This window comes from Amycolatopsis sp. NPDC023774, assembly GCF_040639695.1.
GTDB lineage: Bacteria > Actinomycetota > Actinomycetes > Mycobacteriales > Pseudonocardiaceae > Amycolatopsis.
Window position 1 is genome coordinate 36,167 of record NZ_JBFAAJ010000040.1, and the last position, 18,225, is coordinate 54,391.

Genomic DNA, 18,225 nt, shown 5'->3' on the forward strand with positions numbered 1-18,225 from the left:
ACCATGAACCAGAACACCGCGAACAACGTGACGATCCTGCGCGGCGTCCTCGACGGCTGGAAGGCCGCCGTCGACAAGCACCAGCCCGACCAGGTGGCGGCCCACTTCACCGACGACGCCATCTTCCAGGGCCTGCACCCCTACAGCGTCGGACGTCCCGGCATTGCTGCCTACTACGACTCCCAACCGCCCGGCTTGACCGCCGAGTACCGGGTCCTGGAGAGCAGGCGTCTCTCCGACGACCTCGTCCTCGGATACCTCAACGTCGACTTCTCCTTCACCGCTCGCCCGACGGTCAACGTCTACCTCAGCATCCTGCTGAAACGGACCGCAACCGGCTGGGCCATCGCCTTTTATCAGGTCTCCGAGCTCAAGCAGAACACCGCCGGGGAAGACCCCGACGGCCAGTAGCGGCCGAGACCGGACATCGAATGATCGTCAAACCGAAGAAAGAGCATCACCATGCCTGACACGCCGCAACACGCCCGTTACGAACAGTTCCTTGAACTCCATGGCGGCCCCGAAGCGTTCATCATGCCCAACGCCTGGGACGCCCCGTCGGCGCTGCTCTTCAAGGAAGCCGGATTCACCTCCGTCGCAACTTCCTCGGCGGCCTTCGCGGCGACACTGGGTCGGCTCGACGGTATCCACGCCGTCAGCCGCGACAAGCACCTGGCTCACGCCGCGCTCCTCACGTCGGTGAGCGGTCTGCCGATCAACGGTGACTTCGAGGACGGCTACGGCGAGACGCCCGAGGACGTCCGGGCCACCGTCGATGCCGCTATCGCCCACGGCCTGGCCGGCATCGGAATCGAAGACACCACCGGCGACCCCTCCCAGGCGATTCGCGAATTCGACGACGCGGTTCGCCGCATCGAGGCTGCAGCCGCAGCTGCGCGCGGACGGATCGTTCTGACCGGCCGTACGGACAACTTCTTGTGGGGCATTTCCGACCTAGGTGACACCATCCGCCGGCTCTCCGCCTTCGCGGAGGCGGGAGCGGACGTTCTCTACGCACCGAACCTGCCGGACCGGGCCGCCATCACCGCAGTCATCAAGGCAGTCGCGCCCAAGCCGGTCAACCTCCTCGTCAGCCCCCAGGACACGGCTACCCTCGCAGAACTCCAGACGATCGGTGTCCGCCGGATCAGCCTCGGGGTCGACCCCTACACACACGCCCTCGGAGCTACCCAGGCGGCCGCGGCGAAGCTGGCGGAGGGGGACCTGACGGCGCTTGCATCGGATCTCAACTTCGGCCACATCATCGACCTCATCAAGGGTTAACACGGCCACGCAACCGGGCACCTGGGCACTTGCCTCATGCAGTTGGATCGAGACGTGAGCCGTCTGACTGCCCGCGTGACTCGCGCGGATACATCCGGGCGATTGGAGGGCAGAGGCCGGTCAGGCGCGTTCGACAAGTGGGGAAACACATGACCGAAACCGGTGCGGGGATGCCGACACACCGCGCACAGCGCACAGCAGGCGCGTGCGGCCATGGCAACGTCGTGCGCTTCGGCCGTACCAACCCAGCCTGCAGCCGCCCGCGCACCTGCCACTGGTGCCGAGCCCGGCAGCAGGCAGGGCCCCGCCTCGCGGACACCCAGCTCGCCGAGCCGCACCGGGACGCCGCGCGCGTCTCGTCGCCGTTCGCCGATCCCGCCCAGCTGACCCGGGTCCGGAAGTTCGTGGCCGGCCGGCCGAAGTGGGCAGAAGCGATCACCGGCAAACCGTTCAGCCTGCGGGCGATGACGGCTCACGAGCTGGTGCTGCTCGACCTCGCCACGCGGGCCGAGCTCGAACCACCCACGACGCCCCGGCCGCCCGCGCCGGGCTATCTGCCCACCGTGGCCGAGCGTGCGGCCACCGCCCGTGCCGAGGCGGGTGCCCGCGCCTGGTCACGGCCTGCCGCGACGCGCTGCCGATGCCGCCGGCGGTGGCCCGCAACTACTCCGGCCCGTACCACTACGAGCGCCGCGTCTTCGGCTCGGACCACATCATCGCGCGGACACCGTCGTACGCCGGCCTCCGCTGCGCACTCGATCAGGCGCTGCGCGCCCCCGCGCCGCCGACCGGCGCCTGCTCTTCGCCCATCACCACGCCCCGACGGCCCGCCAGCCCACCTGAGCGGTGCTTGCGCACCGCCTACCGGATCGCCGGGCTCGAGCCCCTCTATACCCTGCTGCACCCCGAGTTCGCGTGATGTCTCGACGACGTCTTGCACGATCAGCAGGCTCTACGGGGGTGTCGCCCCGGCGGCTCGTAACACCCGGCGGATCCGCCGAGCAAGTAGGAGACCATCCGTTGCACACAGTCCACTGGCACACCTTCCCCGACAATGCCGTAAACCCCTTGATGAGAGACAGTCATGGCACCTGAACGAATTTCCCACACGCTGCCTGGGCTGACGGCGCCAGCCGAGATCGTTGTCGACCGCTGGGGCGTGCCCCACATCTACGCGGCGAGTACGTACGACGCGTTCCGGGTGCAGGGCTTCAACGCTGCCCGCGACCGGTTGTGGCAGATCGACTTCTGGCGCCGACGCGGGCTCGGCCGGCTGGCCGAGGTCTTCGGTGCTGAGCAGGTGGAGCGAGACCGCGCGGCGCGGCTGTTCCTCTACCGCGGCGACATGCACCGCGAGTGGCTCGCGTACGGCTCGGACACGAAACGCGCGACGACGGCGTTCGTCGAAGGCGTCAACGCGTTCGTGGAACTCACGCACCGCAACCCAGAGCTGCTGCCCGCGGAGTTCCGCGAGCTCGGTTACGAGCCGGCGTTGTGGGCGCCCGAAGACGTGGCGCGCATCCGCAGCCACGGCCTGTTCTACAACGTCCGCGAGGAGGTCGCCCGCGCTCGCACGCTGCGCGACTTGCCCGCGGACGTCGAAGAGCTGCGGCGCCGACGCGAGCCCTGGCGGCCCGTCGAGGTCCCGGACGGTCTCGACCTCGCCGCGATCCCCGACGACGTGCTGCGCGTGTACGACCTGGCCACGACCGCGCCGGTCTTCGCGCCGCCCGCGCCCGACGACCCACAGGGCGACGTGCTCCCGGAAGGCAGCAACAACTGGGTCCTCGCCGGCTCGCGCACCCGCTCGGGCCGGCCGCTGCTGGCCAACGACCCCCACCGCGCGTCCGCCGCGTTGCCCGGCCTGCGCTACATCGCGCACCTCAACGCGCCGGGTTTCAACGTCATCGGCGGCGGCGAGCCTGCGCTGCCCGGCATCTCCATCGGCCACAACGGGCAGATCGCCTTCGGCCTCACCATCTTCGCGATCGACCAGGAAGACCTGTACGTCTACGAAACCGATCCGGCCGGCCCGACCAGCTACCGCTACGACGGCCGCTGGGAACCGATGCGGCGCGTCACCGACACGATCGTCGTGCGCGACGGCGACCCGGTCGAGGTCGAGCTGCTCTTCACCCGCCACGGCCCGGTCGTGTACCAGGATCCCGAGCGGAACACGGCGTACGCGGTCCGCGCCGCCTGGCTCGAGGCCGGCATGGCGCCCTACCTCGGCAGCATGGACTACATGCGCGCACGGAACTGGGACGAGTTCTCGGCCGCGATGAACCGCTGGGGCGCCCCGCCGGAGAACCAGGTCTACGCCGACCCTTCGGGCCGCATCGCGTGGCAGACCGGTGGTCTCACACCGATCCGGCCCAATTGGGACGGCACGCTGCCCGTGCCCGGCGACGGCCGCTACGAGTGGGCCGGTTACTACGACACCGACCAGCTGCCGGGCGCCGTCGACCCGGAAGCGGGATTCCTGGCCACCGCCAACGAGATGAACCTGCCGCCGGGCTACCCGCCCGACCGGCACATCACCTACGACTGGTCCGCGCCGTACCGCAAGCTCCGCATCGATGAGGTGCTCGCGCAGACCACCGACGCCACCCCGCAGAGCATGGTCGCGCTGCAGAGCGACTTCCTGTCCGTGCCCGCGCGGCGGATCGTGGCGCGGCTGCGGGAACTGCGGGCGGACGTCGACGGGCTGGACCTGCTGACGAGCTGGGACGCCGTGCTCGCCCCCGACAGCGCGGCCGCCGCGCTGTTCGAGGTCTGGAACCGGCGGCACCTGCGGCCCGCGTTGCTGGCACAGGCCCTGGAACCGCTGGTGGGCGCGGAAGCCGCCAACACGACGGCCACCCGCATCTCACCCGCGGAGGACCTGCTCGCCGACACCCGCATCGCCCTCGAACTGGTCGAGAACTCCGACGCCTTCGCCGCCGTCGTCGCGAAAACCCTGCCCGCCGCCGTCGCCGACCTCGAAGAACTGCTGGGCTCCGACCGGAGTGCGTGGGCGTGGGGCCGGCTGCACGTCGCCCGCGCGCAGCACCCACTGAAGGCATTGCTCCCCAGCCTGCCCGAAGACCGGCTCACCACTGAACCTCTTCCGCGCGGTGGCAGCGGCGACACCGTCGGCAGCACCGAGTACGGGCCGAACTTTGTGCAGTCGGCCGGCGCGACGTTCCGGATCGTCGTCGATGTCGGCAAGTGGGACTCGTCGCTTGCGATGAACGCGCCGGGCCAGTCAGGCCGCCTCGACGACCCGCACCTCACCGACCTGTTCGCCCGGTGGGCACGCGGCGAAGCCTTTCCCCTGCTCTACACCCGGGAGCGGATCGACGCCGAGGCCGAAACCGTCATCGAGCTGAACCCGCCCGCCTGAAAACCCTGCGCGAAGTGCGCCACTCGACGTCCACCCCTTGCTCACCGCTGCGTGCGCCGAACCGATAATCCGATGTACGCCAGCAACCGTCGCCAGACGTCGTAGATCTCGGGGAAGCGGCGTCCGACGTCAGACGTGCGGTGATTGTGGTGCCCCGCCATCGGCTGATCACCGAGATTGTTGCTGCGGCCGGCCAGCAACAGCACCCAGTTGAAGCCGCCGGACTTCAGCAGCGGGTATGAGTCGAGCTCCAACTGCCGTCCGACAACCGACCGGCCCGGACCCGGTTCTCCTGCGTACCGTGAGAACCGGGTCCGTGAGTGCGTCCCGCTGAACTGTGCCCGCGCACGTCGCAACAGGTATACGTCTGTCAGTCGTTGAAGGTGTCGCGTTTGTTGGAACGCCGGAGTGGTCGTCGCACTTGCTTCATACTGTCACTTCGCCAGGTGCCACTGTCCGCCTCGGACTTCCAGCACCGCCAGCGCTGAAGGCTGCAGCCCCGAGTGGTTCTCGGCACTGTTCTGAATACGCCCTGAATCGCCGTCGATGCCCATTTTCTCCAGCGCGTCCCGCAGCGCCACCGGCTCAGTGCCGACCGATTTGACGGCGTTCACGATCATCTGCAGCGCGTCGGATGCGAACGACGTGAACCCCGAGTACGGCCCGTACGCCTTGGTGTAGTCCGAGTACCACTTCTTTTCCGCCGCTGACACCGGGTCGGTCCCGGGCAAATCCGGAGCGGCCAGCGTCCGCACGAAAACCATATGTGTGCCCTCCGCCGCGGCCTTGGCGCCCTGCACATAAAGCTCCGCGCCCGCACCGGCGTCTTGATATAGACCACCGGTGTAGCCGATGTCCTTGGCGTTGGTCGCGATGATGCCGGCAGCCGGCGACACAGCCCAGACCACGACAGCCTGCGGTTTCTTCGCTACGATATTGCGCAGCTGCACGGTCATGTCTTTGTCCGTCTCGCCGAATTGCTCGGCCTGGACCACCGTGATGCCCTGCTTGGCCGCCTCGGCGGTGACCGCGGCGCGGCCCTCCTGACCGTAGACATTGTTCACGTTCAGCAGGCCGATGCGTGAGATACTCTTGCTCTTGAGCTCGTTCATCAGAACCACGGCATCCTCACCTGGGTTCGGCGAGATCTTGAACGTGTACGGGTGCGCTGAGGCTGGTGTGGTGATCGCGCTCGCGGACGCCAGCGCGATGGTCGGCATCTTCTTGCTCTCGACCGTCTTCGCCGCGGCGACCGCGCAGGCACTGCAGCCACCTTCGATGAGGGCGTTGACCTTGTCGTTGTTGATCAGGCCGTTGACGACCTGGATGGCCTCGTCCGGCTTGGTCTGGTTGTCACGGATGACCAGCGAGATCTTGCGGCCGCCGAGCGCGTTCGCGTCGTTGAGCTGCTTGACCTTCAGCTGCAACGCGTTGCGGTACGCGGTGCCGATGCTCGCGGTTGCGCCCGACAGCTCGAGGCTGGCGCCGATCTTGAGTTCACCACTGTCCGAACTGGACGAGGTCTCCTGGGCCGCGCAGGCCGTCAGTGTCAAGGCCGCCGCGCAGAGCAACGCCGGCCACCGGAATGTGCGCACGTCAATCTCCCTTCAGGTTGTGCACGATGGATGTTCGCCTCCGGAACAGGCCTGCCACACCATCCGGGAGGAAGATCAGCACGAGAATCAGCGCCACGCCGTAGACGACGATCTCGTAGTCGCCCGACGCGCCCGGTACCAAATCCGGGATCGTCGACTTGGCCACCTCGGATAGCGTGATCACGACGAACGCCCCCAGTGGCGCGCCCCACACCGTCCGCAGTCCGCCGACCGTTGCTACCACGAGGAATTGGATCGACACGAGGATGCCGAGCATGCTGGGATCCGCGAACGACGACCAGTGTACGTACAGCCCACCGCTGATCGCTGCGAGCACGGCCGAGAGCGCGAACATTCCTCGCCGCAGCGCGGAGATCGACACGCCGCTGGCGGCGGCGGCAACGGGGCTATCCCCCACGGCCGTCACGGCGCGCCCGAGTGGCGACCTCAGCAACGAGTCGACGACCACGGTGGCCGCGAGCAGCATCGCGGCCACGAGGTAGTACACGGACAGGTCGCTCGATACGTCCGATCCGAACAGGCTGATCGACGGCACTGCGGTGATCCCGCTCGTCGCACCCGTGAGCGGCAGCTGCGCGAACAGGAAGTTAAGCGTCAGTCCGAACGACAACGTTGCCAGCGCGAGGTAATGGCCCTGCACGCGGAACAAGAACCGCCCCAGCACCCACGCCACGATCGCAGCCAGCACCGCGCCGGTGGCGATGCCGAGCAACGGCGACACCCCGAGCCGTGTGCTCAGCAGAGCCGACGTGTAGCCGCCGATGCCGTAGAAGCCCGCTTGTCCGATGGAGATCTGGCGGCCGCGGCCGGTCAGTGGCACCAACCCGAGCGCGGTGATCGCCTGCAGTCCCATCACGACGGCGACCGACATTGTGTAGAACGGCACCCGAGTGAAGATCGCGGGCACCAGCAGCAGCGCGACGAGGAACACCGCGTACCCGGTCCAGCGATTCCGCAGCAGCTTCATACGCGGTCCACCCCCGCACCCCGTCGCACGAGCCCACCAGGCCGGATCAGCAGCACCATGAGAAGCAGGCCGAATGTCAGCGTGTCCTTGTACTCGCTCGACAGATAGCCTGTCGCGTACGTCTCGACCAAGCCGATCACGAGCCCACCCGCGACCGCGCCGATCGGCGACACCAGCCCGCCGATCACCGCCGCCGTGAAGCCCTTGAGCCCGAGCGCCACGCCGATCGTCGCGTCCGGCGGTTGCAGCGGGGCCAGCACGGTACCGGCGATCGCCGCCAGCCCGGCGGCCAGCGCGAAGACCAACAAGCCCATGCGCTCCGGCGAAATCCCCGTGAGCCGGGCAGCGTCCGGGTCCATCGCGCTCGCCCGCATCGCCGTGCCGGTCGGGGTCCGCGTGAGGAACAACCACAGCAGCACCATCACGACGGCCGTCACGCCCGCGCACCACGCATACTGCGAGGGCAGCGTGATCCCGGCGAAACGTAGCGGCCGGCCAGGCCCGAACGGCGGCGCGAAGTGTGAGTCCGCCCCGAACACCAGCAGCGCCGCGCCCTGCAGGACGATGGAGACACCAATCGTGAGGATCATCAGCCGGTCGTGCCCCGCGCGTCGCGCAGGCAGGATCACCAGGGCGTAGGTCAGGATCCCGATCGCCGTAGAGAGCACGATCGACAGCACTGCGGCGACCGGAGTGTCGAAGCCGTCCTCACGCAGCACCGCGAACAACAGCCCGCCGACGGCCACGAAGTCACCCTGCGCGAAGTTGATCACGCCGGTGACCTGGAAGATCAGCGCAATGCCAAGGCCCACGAGCGCGTACGTGGTACCGGTTGCCAGTCCGGTGAACAGTTCAGCCACGAGTGTCTCCGAGGTAGGCAGCTTGCACGCGCTTGTCGTCGCGGAGCTGCTCGACCGGGCCCGACGTGACGACCTCACCACGGTCGAGCAAATAGCCGCGCGAGGCGAGGCCAAACGCGACGGCCGCGTTCTGCTCCACCAGCGCCACCGCCACTCCGCCGTGGATGAGACGGGCGAGCGCGTCAGCCACCTCCCGCACAGCCAGTGGAGCCAAGCCGAGTGATGGCTCGTCCAGCAGCAGCAGGCGGGGCCCGCCCATCAGCGCCCGGCCGATCGCGAGCATCTGCTGTTCGCCTCCCGACAGCGTCCCGGCGCGCTGGCCGCGGCGCTCCAATAAGCGCGGGAACAGATCGAACACCTCCGTCGCGCGGTCCGTGACGCAGCGGCCGCGGGCACGGCGATAGGCACCCAGCCGCAGGTTCTCCTCCACAGACAGCCCGGCGAACACGCGCCGGCCCTCCGGTACCAGCACGAGTCCGGCCAGTGCGCGACGTTCGGCGGACCAGCGCGTGACGTCCTGGCCATCGAACTCGACCCTGCCCCGCCACGGCCGCAGCAGCCCGGACACGACGCCGAACAGGGTGCTCTTGCCCGCGCCGTTCGGCCCGACCAGGGCGACCGTCTCCTCACCAGCAACCTCGAGATCGACGCCGTGCAGGGCCTCGATCGCGCCATATCCGGCGACCAGCCCTTCCACCCGCAGCACGCTCAGTCCCCCTCCCCCAGGTAGGCGCGGCGCACAGCGGGATCCGCGACGACCTCGCCGGGTGTCCCGATGGCGAGCACGCCGCCGCGATCGAGCACGACGATCCGGTGCGAGACTGCGAGCACACTGCCGACGTCGTGCTCCACGAGCACCACGGTGATCCCGTCTTCGGCGAGGTCCGCGAACAGCTGCGCCGCCCGGTTACCCTCCACGCGGGACAGTCCGGCGAGTGGTTCGTCCAGGAGCAGCAGCTGGGGCTCGGCCGCGAGGGCCCGCGCGAGTTCGACGCGCCGCTGCAGCCCGTAGGCGAGGGTGCCGGCGAGCCGATCGGCGTGATCGGCGATACCGACGCGGTCGAGCACGCCCAGCGCGGCCCGGCGTTCGGCGGCGCGCCCCGCGGGTCCGGACCTGTGCATACGACGGCGCACCCAGCGCGGCACGAGCACGTTGTCCAGCACCGTGAGCGAACCGAACACCTGGAGGTTCTGGAAGGTGCGTGCGACACCCAGCCGCGAGATCTGCTCGGAGGCGCGGTGCGTGATGTCCGTGCCGCCCAGCCGGATGTGCCCCGACTTGAGGCGGGTGACACCCGATAGCGCGTTGAGGAGCGTCGTCTTACCCGCCCCGTTCGGCCCGATGAGGCCAAGTACGCCGTCTGAGTCATGGTGCAGCGTCACGTGATCGAGCGCGTACACGCCACCGAACTGGACTGTGGCGTCCACCACCTCGAACTCCACCGCTCTCCTCTCTCGGGCGCACCACGATCGTCGGTGCTTAATCGATTCGCACCATGATTGATCAACCGGCCGGGACAGCGTGGACAACCGGGCATGCGTCACAGGTGGGACCGGACCCGATTGCCCGATCACACCCTCCGACAAGGTCGTTCGGCTCTCGTCTCCCTGGATGCCCACCGGTGGTACGTCGACCAACACCTTGGTCAGGCGGCCGGGATGTTGTGGTTCAACCGGAACACGTTGGCCGGGTCGTGGGCCTTTTTGATCTCGACCAAGCGGGCGTAGCGTTCGGGACCGAACGCCTTTCCATTTCGGCCGGACTGGTGGCCTCGTCTGGCGAAAGGAAGTTGGCCATCCGGCGCTCCGCTGACCACGGGGCCAGCGCGTCGATCACCGCGCCCAGGCTGCCGCGCATCAGTTCGGCCTGGTCGGGCGCGCCGACGCCGAAGCCGAACACGACGAACGGCACACCCCGCGTGGAGACGCTGTTGGCGACGGCCGGCTCCCGATCGAAGGCACCCCCCAGGTGCCGGATTTCGACATTGACCAGTTGCGAACCAGACTCAGGACCGAGGACCCCCACAAAGGCCTCGACAGCCTCGGCGGACAACTCCCGCAGTGAGGTCGTCCTGTCCCAGTACGGCATCGGGTCTTCGGGGTCGTTGTGAATCCGCCGCGAAGCCGTGTAGGGCAGCTCTGACATCGCGTCGAGGATCGCCGGTGCGACAGCGCGCATCGGGGCGAGCAGACGCTCGGCGTCCTGTTCGGACCCGAGGTGCGCGTAACGGAGGTGGACCACGTTCGCTCCCCTCAGCGGCTCCGGCAGCTCGGGAAGCAGGGGCAATCGCTGCGCGGCGATCGACGAGGTCGCCTCGACGGGCAAGCCGGTGACCCACACGCGCCAAGCGTGCAGGATTTCGGCCAGGTGCGCGCCCGCGAAATACAGGGAGCCCTTGTAGAAACGGGTGACGGGGAACAGCTCGAACTCCAGCGCCGTGACCACCCCGAAATTGCCCTTGCAACCACGCAGCGCCCAGAACAGGTCGGGTTCGGTATCGGCAGTCACCGTGCGCAGCTGCCCGCCGGCCGTCACTACGTCGAGGGAAAGCACGTGGTCGGCCGCGTAGCCCAGGCTCCGGCCGAGGACGGGGCTTTGCCCGCCGCCCAGCGTGTACCCGGTCACCCCCACGTCCGGCGCTGAACCGCTCAGCGGAGCCAGACCGTGCCGCGCCGCCTCGTCGATGACCTCCTGCCAGATCACACCGGCTGCCACGCGAGCCTTTCGGCGCGCTACGTCGATCGAGATGCCTTTCATCTGTCGCGTCGTGACGAGCACAGCGCTACGCGCAGAGGAAATCATCTGATGGCCCGAGTTCTTCACCGCAACAGGCAATCCCCGGGCCCCGGCGAACCTGACCGCGGCCGCGACATCCGCCGCGCGGGCCGCGCTGACCACAACCTCGGGCTCCAGGGTGGCCAACAAGTTGTACTGCCGGCATTCGTCCGCATAGCGAGGCTGCCCCGGGACGAGAACCGCACCGATGACTTCGCTGCGAAGGATGGCTGATGATGACCATCGCGACCGGATTCTCGTCAACGATTCTCACGATTCACATCGGGCACCACCGGCAGTGAGCAGTCAGTCACGGGGGCGCATGACCGACGCGAAGGCCACCAGGTTGGCAGACGTGAATTCGCCGGCTGCGGACACGTGGAGGCCGAGCACCGCGGTGAACGCGGTCAAAGCGTGTAGCGCGATCAGGTCTCCTGCCGAACCGTCGCCGAACGCGGTGGTCGCCGCGTAGAACCGCCCCTCGAAGAGCGCGTCCAACGCAGTCGACACTGCGAGCTCATGGTGCGGTGGCACCGTCGCCCCCAGCCGCGACAGCACCCCTTTGCGGATCTGCTCGGCCCTAAGTCGGACGCCCGCGGCCCGAGCCTCGGCGGCGAGGTAAGCGGTGAACCGGGTCGCCTCGGCGAGCACCTCACCCACCCGCCCGCTTGTGCCAACCTGACGAATGACCTGCGTGACCCGGTCGACATCGTCCTCGACGTAACCGCCGATTAGTTCGAACACCAGCGCCGCGGACTGGCGGCGAGACGCCTGCTCACCGATCTTGGCGCCGCCCCCTCGGCCGTCGACTTCGCCGGTGAGCAACTCACTGTCGACGCTACCGGTGGCCACGCCGCACCCGTCGAGTCCGGTCCCGTCCTGGGTAGCGAGCAGAGGTTCCGCGCCGACCTCAAGGACCAACGGTTCAAGCCGCCCGCGCGTCCTGTGCACCGCGGCCGTGTAACCGCGGTGGTCCGATCCAACGATGAACAGGTTCCTGATTTCCTCGGCAGCCACTCGTGAACCTCCGCTCGTAGTGTGCATCAGCCGGCCATCGCGGTGATGTGCGCCCTCACGCTCCAGAGCGCGGTTCCGAGGCACTCCGTTGCCGCGCTCCTCTGCCGGTCGGTCGATCACCGTCGACGAATGTTTCCTGCCGCGCGTTCGCGGCGCCTCACAGCACCCAACGCAACGTCGCGACCAGATTCTTCAACCAGAAGAACCGTCGAGGAGCCTCCGTCTTCAATCGCGACAGCACAGAGTCTCGGTCGCGCGTCGTTGCATGGGTTCCGAGAGCATGCTCGCAGCGGCGTGACTCGAACGCGTCGAACGAACGCGCAATCGCAGCCTTCGCAATCATCGTGGCAGACGGGGTATTATCTCTGAGGTCCAAGTCCTGCGGAGCGGATCGACCACGCCCACTCGGCCTTTCGATCAGCCGCACTGTTGACTCGACCATACGCTCCTACCTCTGTTGCCCGGCTTCATACTGGCGTCAGTCGACGATCGGTTCTTACCGCCGGATGATGCTGACGTACCGGTTCCTCGGCGCGTTACCGGTTCCAAGCGGGCTACCACCTGTCCGAAGCCGGCTGGCTCGAGGACACAGACCCCCGCCCAAGTCAACCGCCGCACCCAACCCCCAGCTGACAAACCGGATCTCATCGATCTGCCCAACCGGCGCCCCTGCCTCGCAGCACCAGCAGACACACCCCCTCGCGACACCTCATTTTCCGTATGCAATGGCTGAAGGTCCGTCAGGAAAGTCGCAGAGAACGAAAATTCTTCACCGCGCCTGATTACCTGCCACGTCGCATCGGCGAGGTCGACCGCCGGTTCATGGTTGTGCGAGCAGCGATCGTTGGCCACAGCACAGCCACTACGTCTTGAGGGATGTCTTTGTACCTCTCGCCGCGGTAGTAGTTCGCGAAGTACGCTCCAAAGCACAACGTCGAGATGGTGTGGACGTCGATACCGGCTCGGACCGCACGACGCCCCTGCAGCTGTGTCAACGCGCTCTCGATGAATCCCACGCGGGGCCGGACCGCGTGCTCGCGCAAGATCTCCATCAGCTCCGGCGTGCGGATGGCCTCGGCGGCGAAGTTTCCCATCAGCACCATGGCGTCGGGGCTGTAGCGAGCGGGGTCGACATGGCGGACGGCTTCTACGAGCGCGTCGCGTGGTTCGAGGGCGTTCAGATCAACGGTGTACAAGTCACCTTGCTTGCGAAAACCGTAGTCGAGGGCGTCCACAACCAGGTCGAACTTGTTTCGCCACCGTCGACGCAGCGTGGAGCGGCCGACCTTGGCATCGGACACGATGTCTTTGATGGTCATCTTGGAGAAGCCGTCCTTGACCAGCCGCCTGCGGGTCGCGAGGATGATTGCCTCGTCCAAGGCCGTGTCACGAGGGCGGCCGACAGGGCCAGTACGTTCTGGTTCGCCGGCGGAGTTCGTCATACGACGGGGCGCTCCTGCTTGCTCGCGTGTGGTCCGGCCATTGACTCCGGCTTCCCCATGGGCGTCGACCAGCCTTACTAACAAATACCTGAGCTCTCGGCTTCGGGCATGAGCAGGCAAGCCAAATTCCAACTCGAACAGCCGCCCTCGTCGATCTCGACCCGGCCGTGCTCCAGAACGGCGCCTGGGTCGCGGCCGATCGCGACGAAGAAGCCAACTACGACCCTCTCCTCTATGCTCACCTTGTTGTCAGCGTCAGCCGACGATCGGTTCTTACCGCCGGCTGACGCCAACGCACCGGTTTGAAGCAGAAGCAGAGGCTCAAGGGAACTTCGGGGCAAGTTTTCGCCGACCCTGAAAGAAGACCGATGCCTTTACGCCAATCGAAGTGACGATGGCAGGAGACGGCAGCAAGCCGCGGCCTGTGATTGGGGCGAGCCATGCGCCGGCTCGCACCACAGATCGATGCTCTGAGCCGCGACCCGTGTCGTAGTGCCGATGGCGAACTCGTGCCGGCTCGACGCCAAGCCCGGCGCGGTCCGTCATGCCAACAATGGCGATCCCCGACCCTGCGATATGTCGTACAGCTCAGGCGGGCCACTTGGTGAGCGCTCGGAAGGGCACACGGACAGTGAGCAGCACACGTCTGGTCGAGATAGGTGCGTCGACGGCCGAGACGAGTTGCGACGCGTAAACCGGTTCGGCTCGTCGGGTGTGGTGGCAGCCACTCTTTTGGGTCCATCCGTGGGGGTAAGACGCGGCCGATCGCTGCCTCGAACATTGCATGAGCTCACTGACCACGCCGACCATGGGGACGGGCGTGCTTGCGAAGCGTCTAGGACAGGCCTCGGACAACGCAGATCAGCGGTACAAGCTCGCCAAGAACCTCCTAACAGATGAACATTGAACGGAGCAGTTCTCGGTGGCACGACGGACTCTGTTGAGCTTCACCGCGCAAGGACCCGAGACAGAAATGACGATCGTCCTCGTGCACGGCCTCGGCGGACGGCGGGCACAAAACGCCGCTCTGGCAGACGAGCTGAGTCGCGACTCACACGTCGTCTCGGTCGACCTCCTCGGACACGGCTCCTCGCCTGCAGGGGAAGGCGCTCGTGGCATGACGGCACAGATCGAGGAGCTCCGTCGGCTCATTGAAGATCTCTCGCTGGCACGCGTAGCACTTGTCGGCCACAGCGCGGGCGGAACGACAGCATTGCGCATGACGAACGAGGTGCAGGAGATCGAGGCTGCCTTCCTGCTCGATTCCTCGCTCATTGTCAGTGACGCCGTCAAAGACTGGGCAGATCGCCTGGCGAGCTCACTCGATCGCGACGGCTTTCACAAGACTGTGAACGGCCTTCTTCGTGCCAATCTCGGCGACGAGGCCGAGGCAACGATCGCCGAAGAGGTCGAGCAAGCCGTCAAAGACACTGATCCCGAAGTCGGTGCCGCGCTCTTGCGCGACGCCGTGGCTTCGACTTCGACGCGCCTGATGAGATCCGCCGAAGCCCATCGCGAATATTCTACGTGAGGTCCTCCCGGCCAATCACCGAAGCCAATTTCACGCAGTGCGACCAGACGTGACCTTCCATCGCGTCGAGCACGCCGGGCACTGGGTGCAGATGGAGCAACCGAAGAAGATCGCGGACCTCATCCGCAAGGACGTATTCACCTCAACGGGGGTGCCAACGCACGTTGCCGTACCACAGCCAGGCGAGCCGTTGTCGTAGACGACGTTGCGTGACATATTCCGCCGCAGACCAAACGCGGGCGCAGCATGCATCGAGTCCGATCCGGCAAGCCCGGCCACGAGGGTGTCGTTGAAGGAGCGGTCACCATAATTTCGCGGTCACGGCTGCGTGCTCCGTCGCGGTAGCGTGCTCGTTCGACTCGGTACGGGCTCGCGGCAGAACCCGCGTTCCCCAGCTTCATTCAAGCTGGCCAAACCTCTCCGCGGTCCTCGCCCGGTCAACCGTGCCCGCCGCCGCGGAGAATATCGATTCCTTCGCGAACGTGCCCTGAATTTCCTGCACGCCAGCCACATCGATGCCAATATGCACATGGATTGCGCCAGGGCAGCCGAATGTACAACCCCGCATTTCCCTGAGCATGATGTCTGCCCATTAAGGACAGTTGCATGCTGGCCCCGGCACGCCAAACCGGGCACTCTAAAGGGAAATATCCGTGAATACGACTTCGCCAACCCGGGGGGCTCGCGACCCCGGTGATCCGTCGGCGGATCGAATCGATTGACAACATCCGCGCGATCTCCGTGATGACGATCCTACTGGTCAACATCGGCGAGTACTACACGAAGACCAGCCCCGGCCACCATCCCGCACCCGAGACCTCAGCGGTGGACACGTGGTCCGGCCGGCTCGTGGACCTGCTGGTGCTCGACAAGTTCCACCTCATGTTGGCCTTCCTTTTCGAAGTGAGTGCGGCGATCCAGTTCGGGAACATGTCTCGGCGCGGGAAGTTCTGGGCGCCGTATCTGCGCCGGATGGCCATCCTTCTCGTGTTCCGCCTGGCCAACGCGTTTCTGCTGCACGCGCCGGACGTACTCACTTCCTACGCGATCAACGGTGCCCTGCTCGCGCTGTTGTTCCGAGCTCCGCAGGGTTCTGCTCACCATCGGCCTGGTAGTCGGGTTCGGTGGCGACCTTGGCACTACCGCGGTCGCGTTGACGGACCACTACGCGGGGGCCGGCATTGGCCAGATGTCGTGGCTGGCGTCGGCGGTCGCTGTCCAGTCGTTCGGCCACACGGTGCTGGGCTGCTGGGCCCTGCGCGCCGGCCTCCTGACCGACGAACGACGCCTGCCGTGCGGCTGTCCCGCTTCACCTACGGCCCTTTCGCACCGAGCTGGGGATCGGCCACGCGGAAATGAGCGCTCCCACCACGACGAGACCGAGGATCGCGTGGGTCAGGTAGCTGGTGAGCGCCATGCGGCCGTAGCGCTGCAACGGCAGCAGCGCCGCGCGCAGCCGGGCCGAGCGCAGCAGCAGCAGCACCAGACCGCTCAGGTACGCGACGGCCGGCACGAGGGCGAGGTTCCCCTCGAGCACGTGTGCCAGGTTCCCGTCGGTCAGCGGCAACGTCCAGGCCCACAACGCGACCGTGCCGACGGCCGTGGCCACGAACAGCGTCCGCACCACCACGTGACTGAACACCAGCTGGATCAGCCAGATTGGCACGCAAAGAAGTACGCGCGGCTGCTGCTCAACCACCTGCCCGAGCGCGAGGTCGTGCTCGACCGGCTCGTCGCGGCGCTGCGCCCGGGTCGCTGGCTCCTGCTGGAGGAGGGCGACACGTTCTCCGTCGGCGCGATCGACGAGGACACCGACCACGCCCTCGCGATGCGCGCCTGGTGCGACGTCCTCGCGACCGTCGCCGACGTCGACTTCGGCCGGAAACTGCCGCGACTGGTGGTTTCGCGCGGGCTGACCGAAATCGGCGTCGAGTGCGAACTCCCGTACGCCGAGGCGGTTCACTCGGGACGGAATGGCTGGCGCTCACGTTCGACCAGCTGAACGAGCGCGCGGGCGGGCACATCCTGGACGCGAAGACGATCGAGCGCTGGAAGGACAAGCTGACGCAGCCCGGGCGGTGGTTCGCCTCGCTCGGCCTAGTGGCCGTGCACGCCCGCCGCCCTTAGACATCAAGTATCTGCAGGAAGAGCGCCGGTCGTATCGCGGGCCAGACCCCGAGCATCGGGCGGCACCTGATCATTCTCACAGTCGAATCGCGGCGGTCAGCAGGCGCCGCAGCACGTTGTTCCACGTCCCGTCCCTGGTTATCCGGCGATGCATCCAGATGCTCGTTTCCGGCGGCGCGAAGCCCAATACCAGGACAGGCGAGAAGGGTCACGTCCGGCATCGCGGGGCAGAAATCGCGGGGTAGAACTCGTCCACCACGGAAGGGAGTGCCTACTCTGCGCCGAGACAGGGCCGGGAGCACGATGTTGCGCCAAGGCCGGTAAGGACAAGGCGTTCCGCTGCCGCTGTTACCCAGGGTCTGAAGTTGTGTGACGACGGCGAAGGGATGGAACGGTGCCTCTCGAGGGCGAGTACGAGCCGAGCCCGGTGAAGTATGTGCGTGATCAGGTGGAGTTGTATGAGAGTTCCGGTGGGACGAAGGGGACCGTCTCGCCCGACGTCGGGTTGCCGGTCATCATCCTGACGACACGGGGCGCGAAAAGTGGAAAAATCCGCAAGACGCCGCTGATGCGGGTGGCGCACGAGGGGACGTACATGGCGGTTGCCTCGCAGGGTGGCGCGCCGAAGCATCCGGTGTGGTATTTCAATGTCAAGGCCGACCCCCACGTTGAACTCCAGGACGGCCCGGTCCGGCGGGACATGCGGGCACGTGAGGTCACCGGAGCGGAGAAGGCCGAGTGGTGGGAGCGAGCGGTCGCGGTGTATCCGTCGTACGCGGAGTATCAGAGCAAGACCGACCGGGAGATCCCCGTGTTTGTCCTGGAACCGATTGACGGCAGCTGACCAAGTCTCCGCACGGTGATTTCCGGAACAGTCGCCGTGACGGATCCTTCCAGAGATTGTCCTCGTTTGGTTTGTGCGAACTTCGTTGGAGCGGTCGACTCGCGGGCACCGAGGCTCGACCTTGGCGTGAAGCGACCGCCGGCGGCCGGCGTTGCGGAGGCGTGCTGGGGCGCGACCCGCGACACCCTGCTCATGCCTCCGGAAGTCCGCGCGGGCTGACCTCCTCGGCGGTTTTACGGCCGTCCACTCCGACCAGGTGCTGCGCGAGTTCCTGGAGAGCACTTAGAGCGCGTCTCATGTGGTGAGTTTTCGGAGTTTCTTGTAGCAGGTCAGGGCGGCTCCGAGGGTGAGGAAGGCGAGGAAGTGGCTGGCTTTG

General features: G+C 66.9%; 16 protein-coding genes and 2 pseudogenes. 7 read left to right on the forward strand and 11 right to left on the reverse strand.

Features of this window, described 5'->3' with window-relative positions:
- The first annotated feature begins 3 nt into the window (after nucleotides 1-3).
- The 4 genes from AB0F91_RS41890 to AB0F91_RS41905 all read left to right on the forward strand — a co-directional run bounded on the left by AB0F91_RS41890 (nucleotide 4) and on the right by AB0F91_RS41905 (nucleotide 4,669).
- Nucleotides 4-411 carry a hypothetical protein gene (locus AB0F91_RS41890; protein ID WP_360607188.1) on the forward strand — a complete coding sequence of 136 codons (408 nt, stop codon included), beginning with the start codon at nucleotides 4-6 and terminating at the stop codon, nucleotides 409-411.
- Between the two features lie 51 nt (nucleotides 412-462).
- Nucleotides 463-1,284, forward strand: a complete 822-nt coding sequence (locus AB0F91_RS41895) for an isocitrate lyase/phosphoenolpyruvate mutase family protein (protein ID WP_360607190.1) — start codon at nucleotides 463-465, stop codon at nucleotides 1,282-1,284.
- A gap of 640 nt (nucleotides 1,285-1,924) precedes the next feature.
- Nucleotides 1,925-2,203, forward strand: a complete 279-nt coding sequence (locus tag AB0F91_RS41900) for a hypothetical protein (RefSeq protein ID WP_360607192.1) — start codon at nucleotides 1,925-1,927, stop codon at nucleotides 2,201-2,203.
- Between the two features lie 165 nt (nucleotides 2,204-2,368).
- Nucleotides 2,369-4,669 carry a penicillin acylase family protein gene (locus AB0F91_RS41905; RefSeq protein ID WP_360607194.1) on the forward strand — a complete coding sequence of 767 codons (2,301 nt, stop codon included), beginning with the start codon at nucleotides 2,369-2,371 and terminating at the stop codon, nucleotides 4,667-4,669.
- A gap of 41 nt (nucleotides 4,670-4,710) precedes the next feature.
- Here the strand turns inward: AB0F91_RS41905 and AB0F91_RS41910 are convergent, their stop codons facing one another.
- From AB0F91_RS41910 to AB0F91_RS41955, 10 genes and pseudogenes are all read right to left on the reverse strand, one after another.
- Nucleotides 4,711-4,923, reverse strand: a complete 213-nt coding sequence (locus AB0F91_RS41910) for a hypothetical protein (RefSeq protein WP_360607196.1) — start codon at nucleotides 4,921-4,923, stop codon at nucleotides 4,711-4,713.
- Between the two features lie 180 nt (nucleotides 4,924-5,103).
- Entirely contained in the window at nucleotides 5,104-6,264 is a 1,161-nt protein-coding gene (locus AB0F91_RS41915; protein ID WP_360607198.1) for an ABC transporter substrate-binding protein, read from the reverse strand.
- A gap of 1 nt (nucleotide 6,265) precedes the next feature.
- Nucleotides 6,266-7,252: a branched-chain amino acid ABC transporter permease gene (locus AB0F91_RS41920; RefSeq protein ID WP_360607200.1), complete on the reverse strand. Its 987-nt coding sequence runs from the start codon at nucleotides 7,250-7,252 to the stop codon at nucleotides 6,266-6,268.
- The gene (locus AB0F91_RS41925; RefSeq protein WP_360607202.1) at nucleotides 7,249-8,112 is read right to left on the reverse strand and encodes a branched-chain amino acid ABC transporter permease; all 864 of its coding nucleotides are present in this window, start codon (nucleotides 8,110-8,112) and stop codon (nucleotides 7,249-7,251) included. Before AB0F91_RS41925 ends, AB0F91_RS41920 begins: the two co-directional genes overlap by 4 nt.
- On the reverse strand, nucleotides 8,105-8,818 hold the full coding sequence (locus AB0F91_RS41930; protein ID WP_360607204.1) for an ABC transporter ATP-binding protein: 714 nt from the start codon (nucleotides 8,816-8,818) through the stop codon (nucleotides 8,105-8,107). Before AB0F91_RS41930 ends, AB0F91_RS41925 begins: the two co-directional genes overlap by 8 nt.
- A 2-nt stretch (nucleotides 8,819-8,820) precedes the next feature.
- Nucleotides 8,821-9,555, reverse strand: a complete 735-nt coding sequence (locus tag AB0F91_RS41935) for an ABC transporter ATP-binding protein (protein ID WP_360607206.1) — start codon at nucleotides 9,553-9,555, stop codon at nucleotides 8,821-8,823.
- Nucleotides 9,556-9,758: 203 nt separating this feature from the next.
- On the reverse strand, nucleotides 9,759-9,929 hold the full coding sequence (locus AB0F91_RS41940) for a BBE domain-containing protein (protein ID WP_360607208.1): 171 nt from the start codon (nucleotides 9,927-9,929) through the stop codon (nucleotides 9,759-9,761).
- Nucleotides 9,930-10,678: 749 nt separating this feature from the next.
- Nucleotides 10,679-11,011 (reverse strand): annotated as a pseudogene (locus AB0F91_RS41945) (FAD-binding protein); the annotation flags it as partial.
- A gap of 786 nt (nucleotides 11,012-11,797) precedes the next feature.
- Nucleotides 11,798-11,905, reverse strand: a pseudogene (locus AB0F91_RS41950) (thioredoxin-disulfide reductase); the annotation flags it as partial.
- A 782-nt stretch (nucleotides 11,906-12,687) separates the two neighbouring features.
- Nucleotides 12,688-13,347, reverse strand: coding sequence for a TetR family transcriptional regulator (locus AB0F91_RS41955; RefSeq protein WP_360607210.1), 660 nt, complete (start codon nucleotides 13,345-13,347; stop codon nucleotides 12,688-12,690).
- Between the two features lie 973 nt (nucleotides 13,348-14,320).
- On the opposite strand from AB0F91_RS41955, the gene AB0F91_RS41960 reads away from it, so the two are divergent.
- The gene (locus AB0F91_RS41960; protein ID WP_360607212.1) at nucleotides 14,321-14,878 is read left to right on the forward strand and encodes an alpha/beta fold hydrolase; all 558 of its coding nucleotides are present in this window, start codon (nucleotides 14,321-14,323) and stop codon (nucleotides 14,876-14,878) included.
- Between the two features lie 1,309 nt (nucleotides 14,879-16,187).
- Here AB0F91_RS41960 and AB0F91_RS41965 read toward each other — a convergent pair.
- Nucleotides 16,188-16,520, reverse strand: coding sequence for a DUF418 domain-containing protein (locus AB0F91_RS41965; RefSeq protein ID WP_360607214.1), 333 nt, complete (start codon nucleotides 16,518-16,520; stop codon nucleotides 16,188-16,190).
- On the opposite strand from AB0F91_RS41965, the gene AB0F91_RS41970 reads away from it, so the two are divergent.
- Nucleotides 16,509-16,880 carry a hypothetical protein gene (locus tag AB0F91_RS41970; RefSeq protein WP_360607216.1) on the forward strand — a complete coding sequence of 124 codons (372 nt, stop codon included), beginning with the start codon at nucleotides 16,509-16,511 and terminating at the stop codon, nucleotides 16,878-16,880. The two genes, AB0F91_RS41965 and AB0F91_RS41970, sit on opposite strands and share 12 nt — an antisense overlap.
- A 519-nt stretch (nucleotides 16,881-17,399) precedes the next feature.
- Complete coding sequence (locus AB0F91_RS41975) at nucleotides 17,400-17,849, forward strand: nitroreductase family deazaflavin-dependent oxidoreductase (protein WP_360607218.1); 450 nt, start codon at nucleotides 17,400-17,402, stop codon at nucleotides 17,847-17,849.
- Nucleotides 17,850-18,225 lie beyond the last annotated feature (376 nt).

Bases quoted from the DNA above. Each gene is read 5' to 3' on its own strand.
- AB0F91_RS41920 (WP_360607200.1), bottom strand. From the start codon at position 7,252: ATGAAGCTGCTGCGGAATCGCTGGACCGGGTACGCGGTGTTCCTCGTC.
- AB0F91_RS41895 (WP_360607190.1), top strand. From the start codon at position 463: ATGCCTGACACGCCGCAACACGCCCGTTACGAACAGTTCCTTGAACTC.
- AB0F91_RS41960 (WP_360607212.1), top strand. From the start codon at position 14,321: ATGACGATCGTCCTCGTGCACGGCCTCGGCGGACGGCGGGCACAAAAC.
- AB0F91_RS41890 (WP_360607188.1), top strand. From the start codon at position 4: ATGAACCAGAACACCGCGAACAACGTGACGATCCTGCGCGGCGTCCTC.
- AB0F91_RS41900 (WP_360607192.1), top strand. From the start codon at position 1,925: ATGCCGCCGGCGGTGGCCCGCAACTACTCCGGCCCGTACCACTACGAG.
- AB0F91_RS41905 (WP_360607194.1), top strand. From the start codon at position 2,369: ATGGCACCTGAACGAATTTCCCACACGCTGCCTGGGCTGACGGCGCCA.
- AB0F91_RS41955 (WP_360607210.1), bottom strand. From the start codon at position 13,347: ATGACGAACTCCGCCGGCGAACCAGAACGTACTGGCCCTGTCGGCCGC.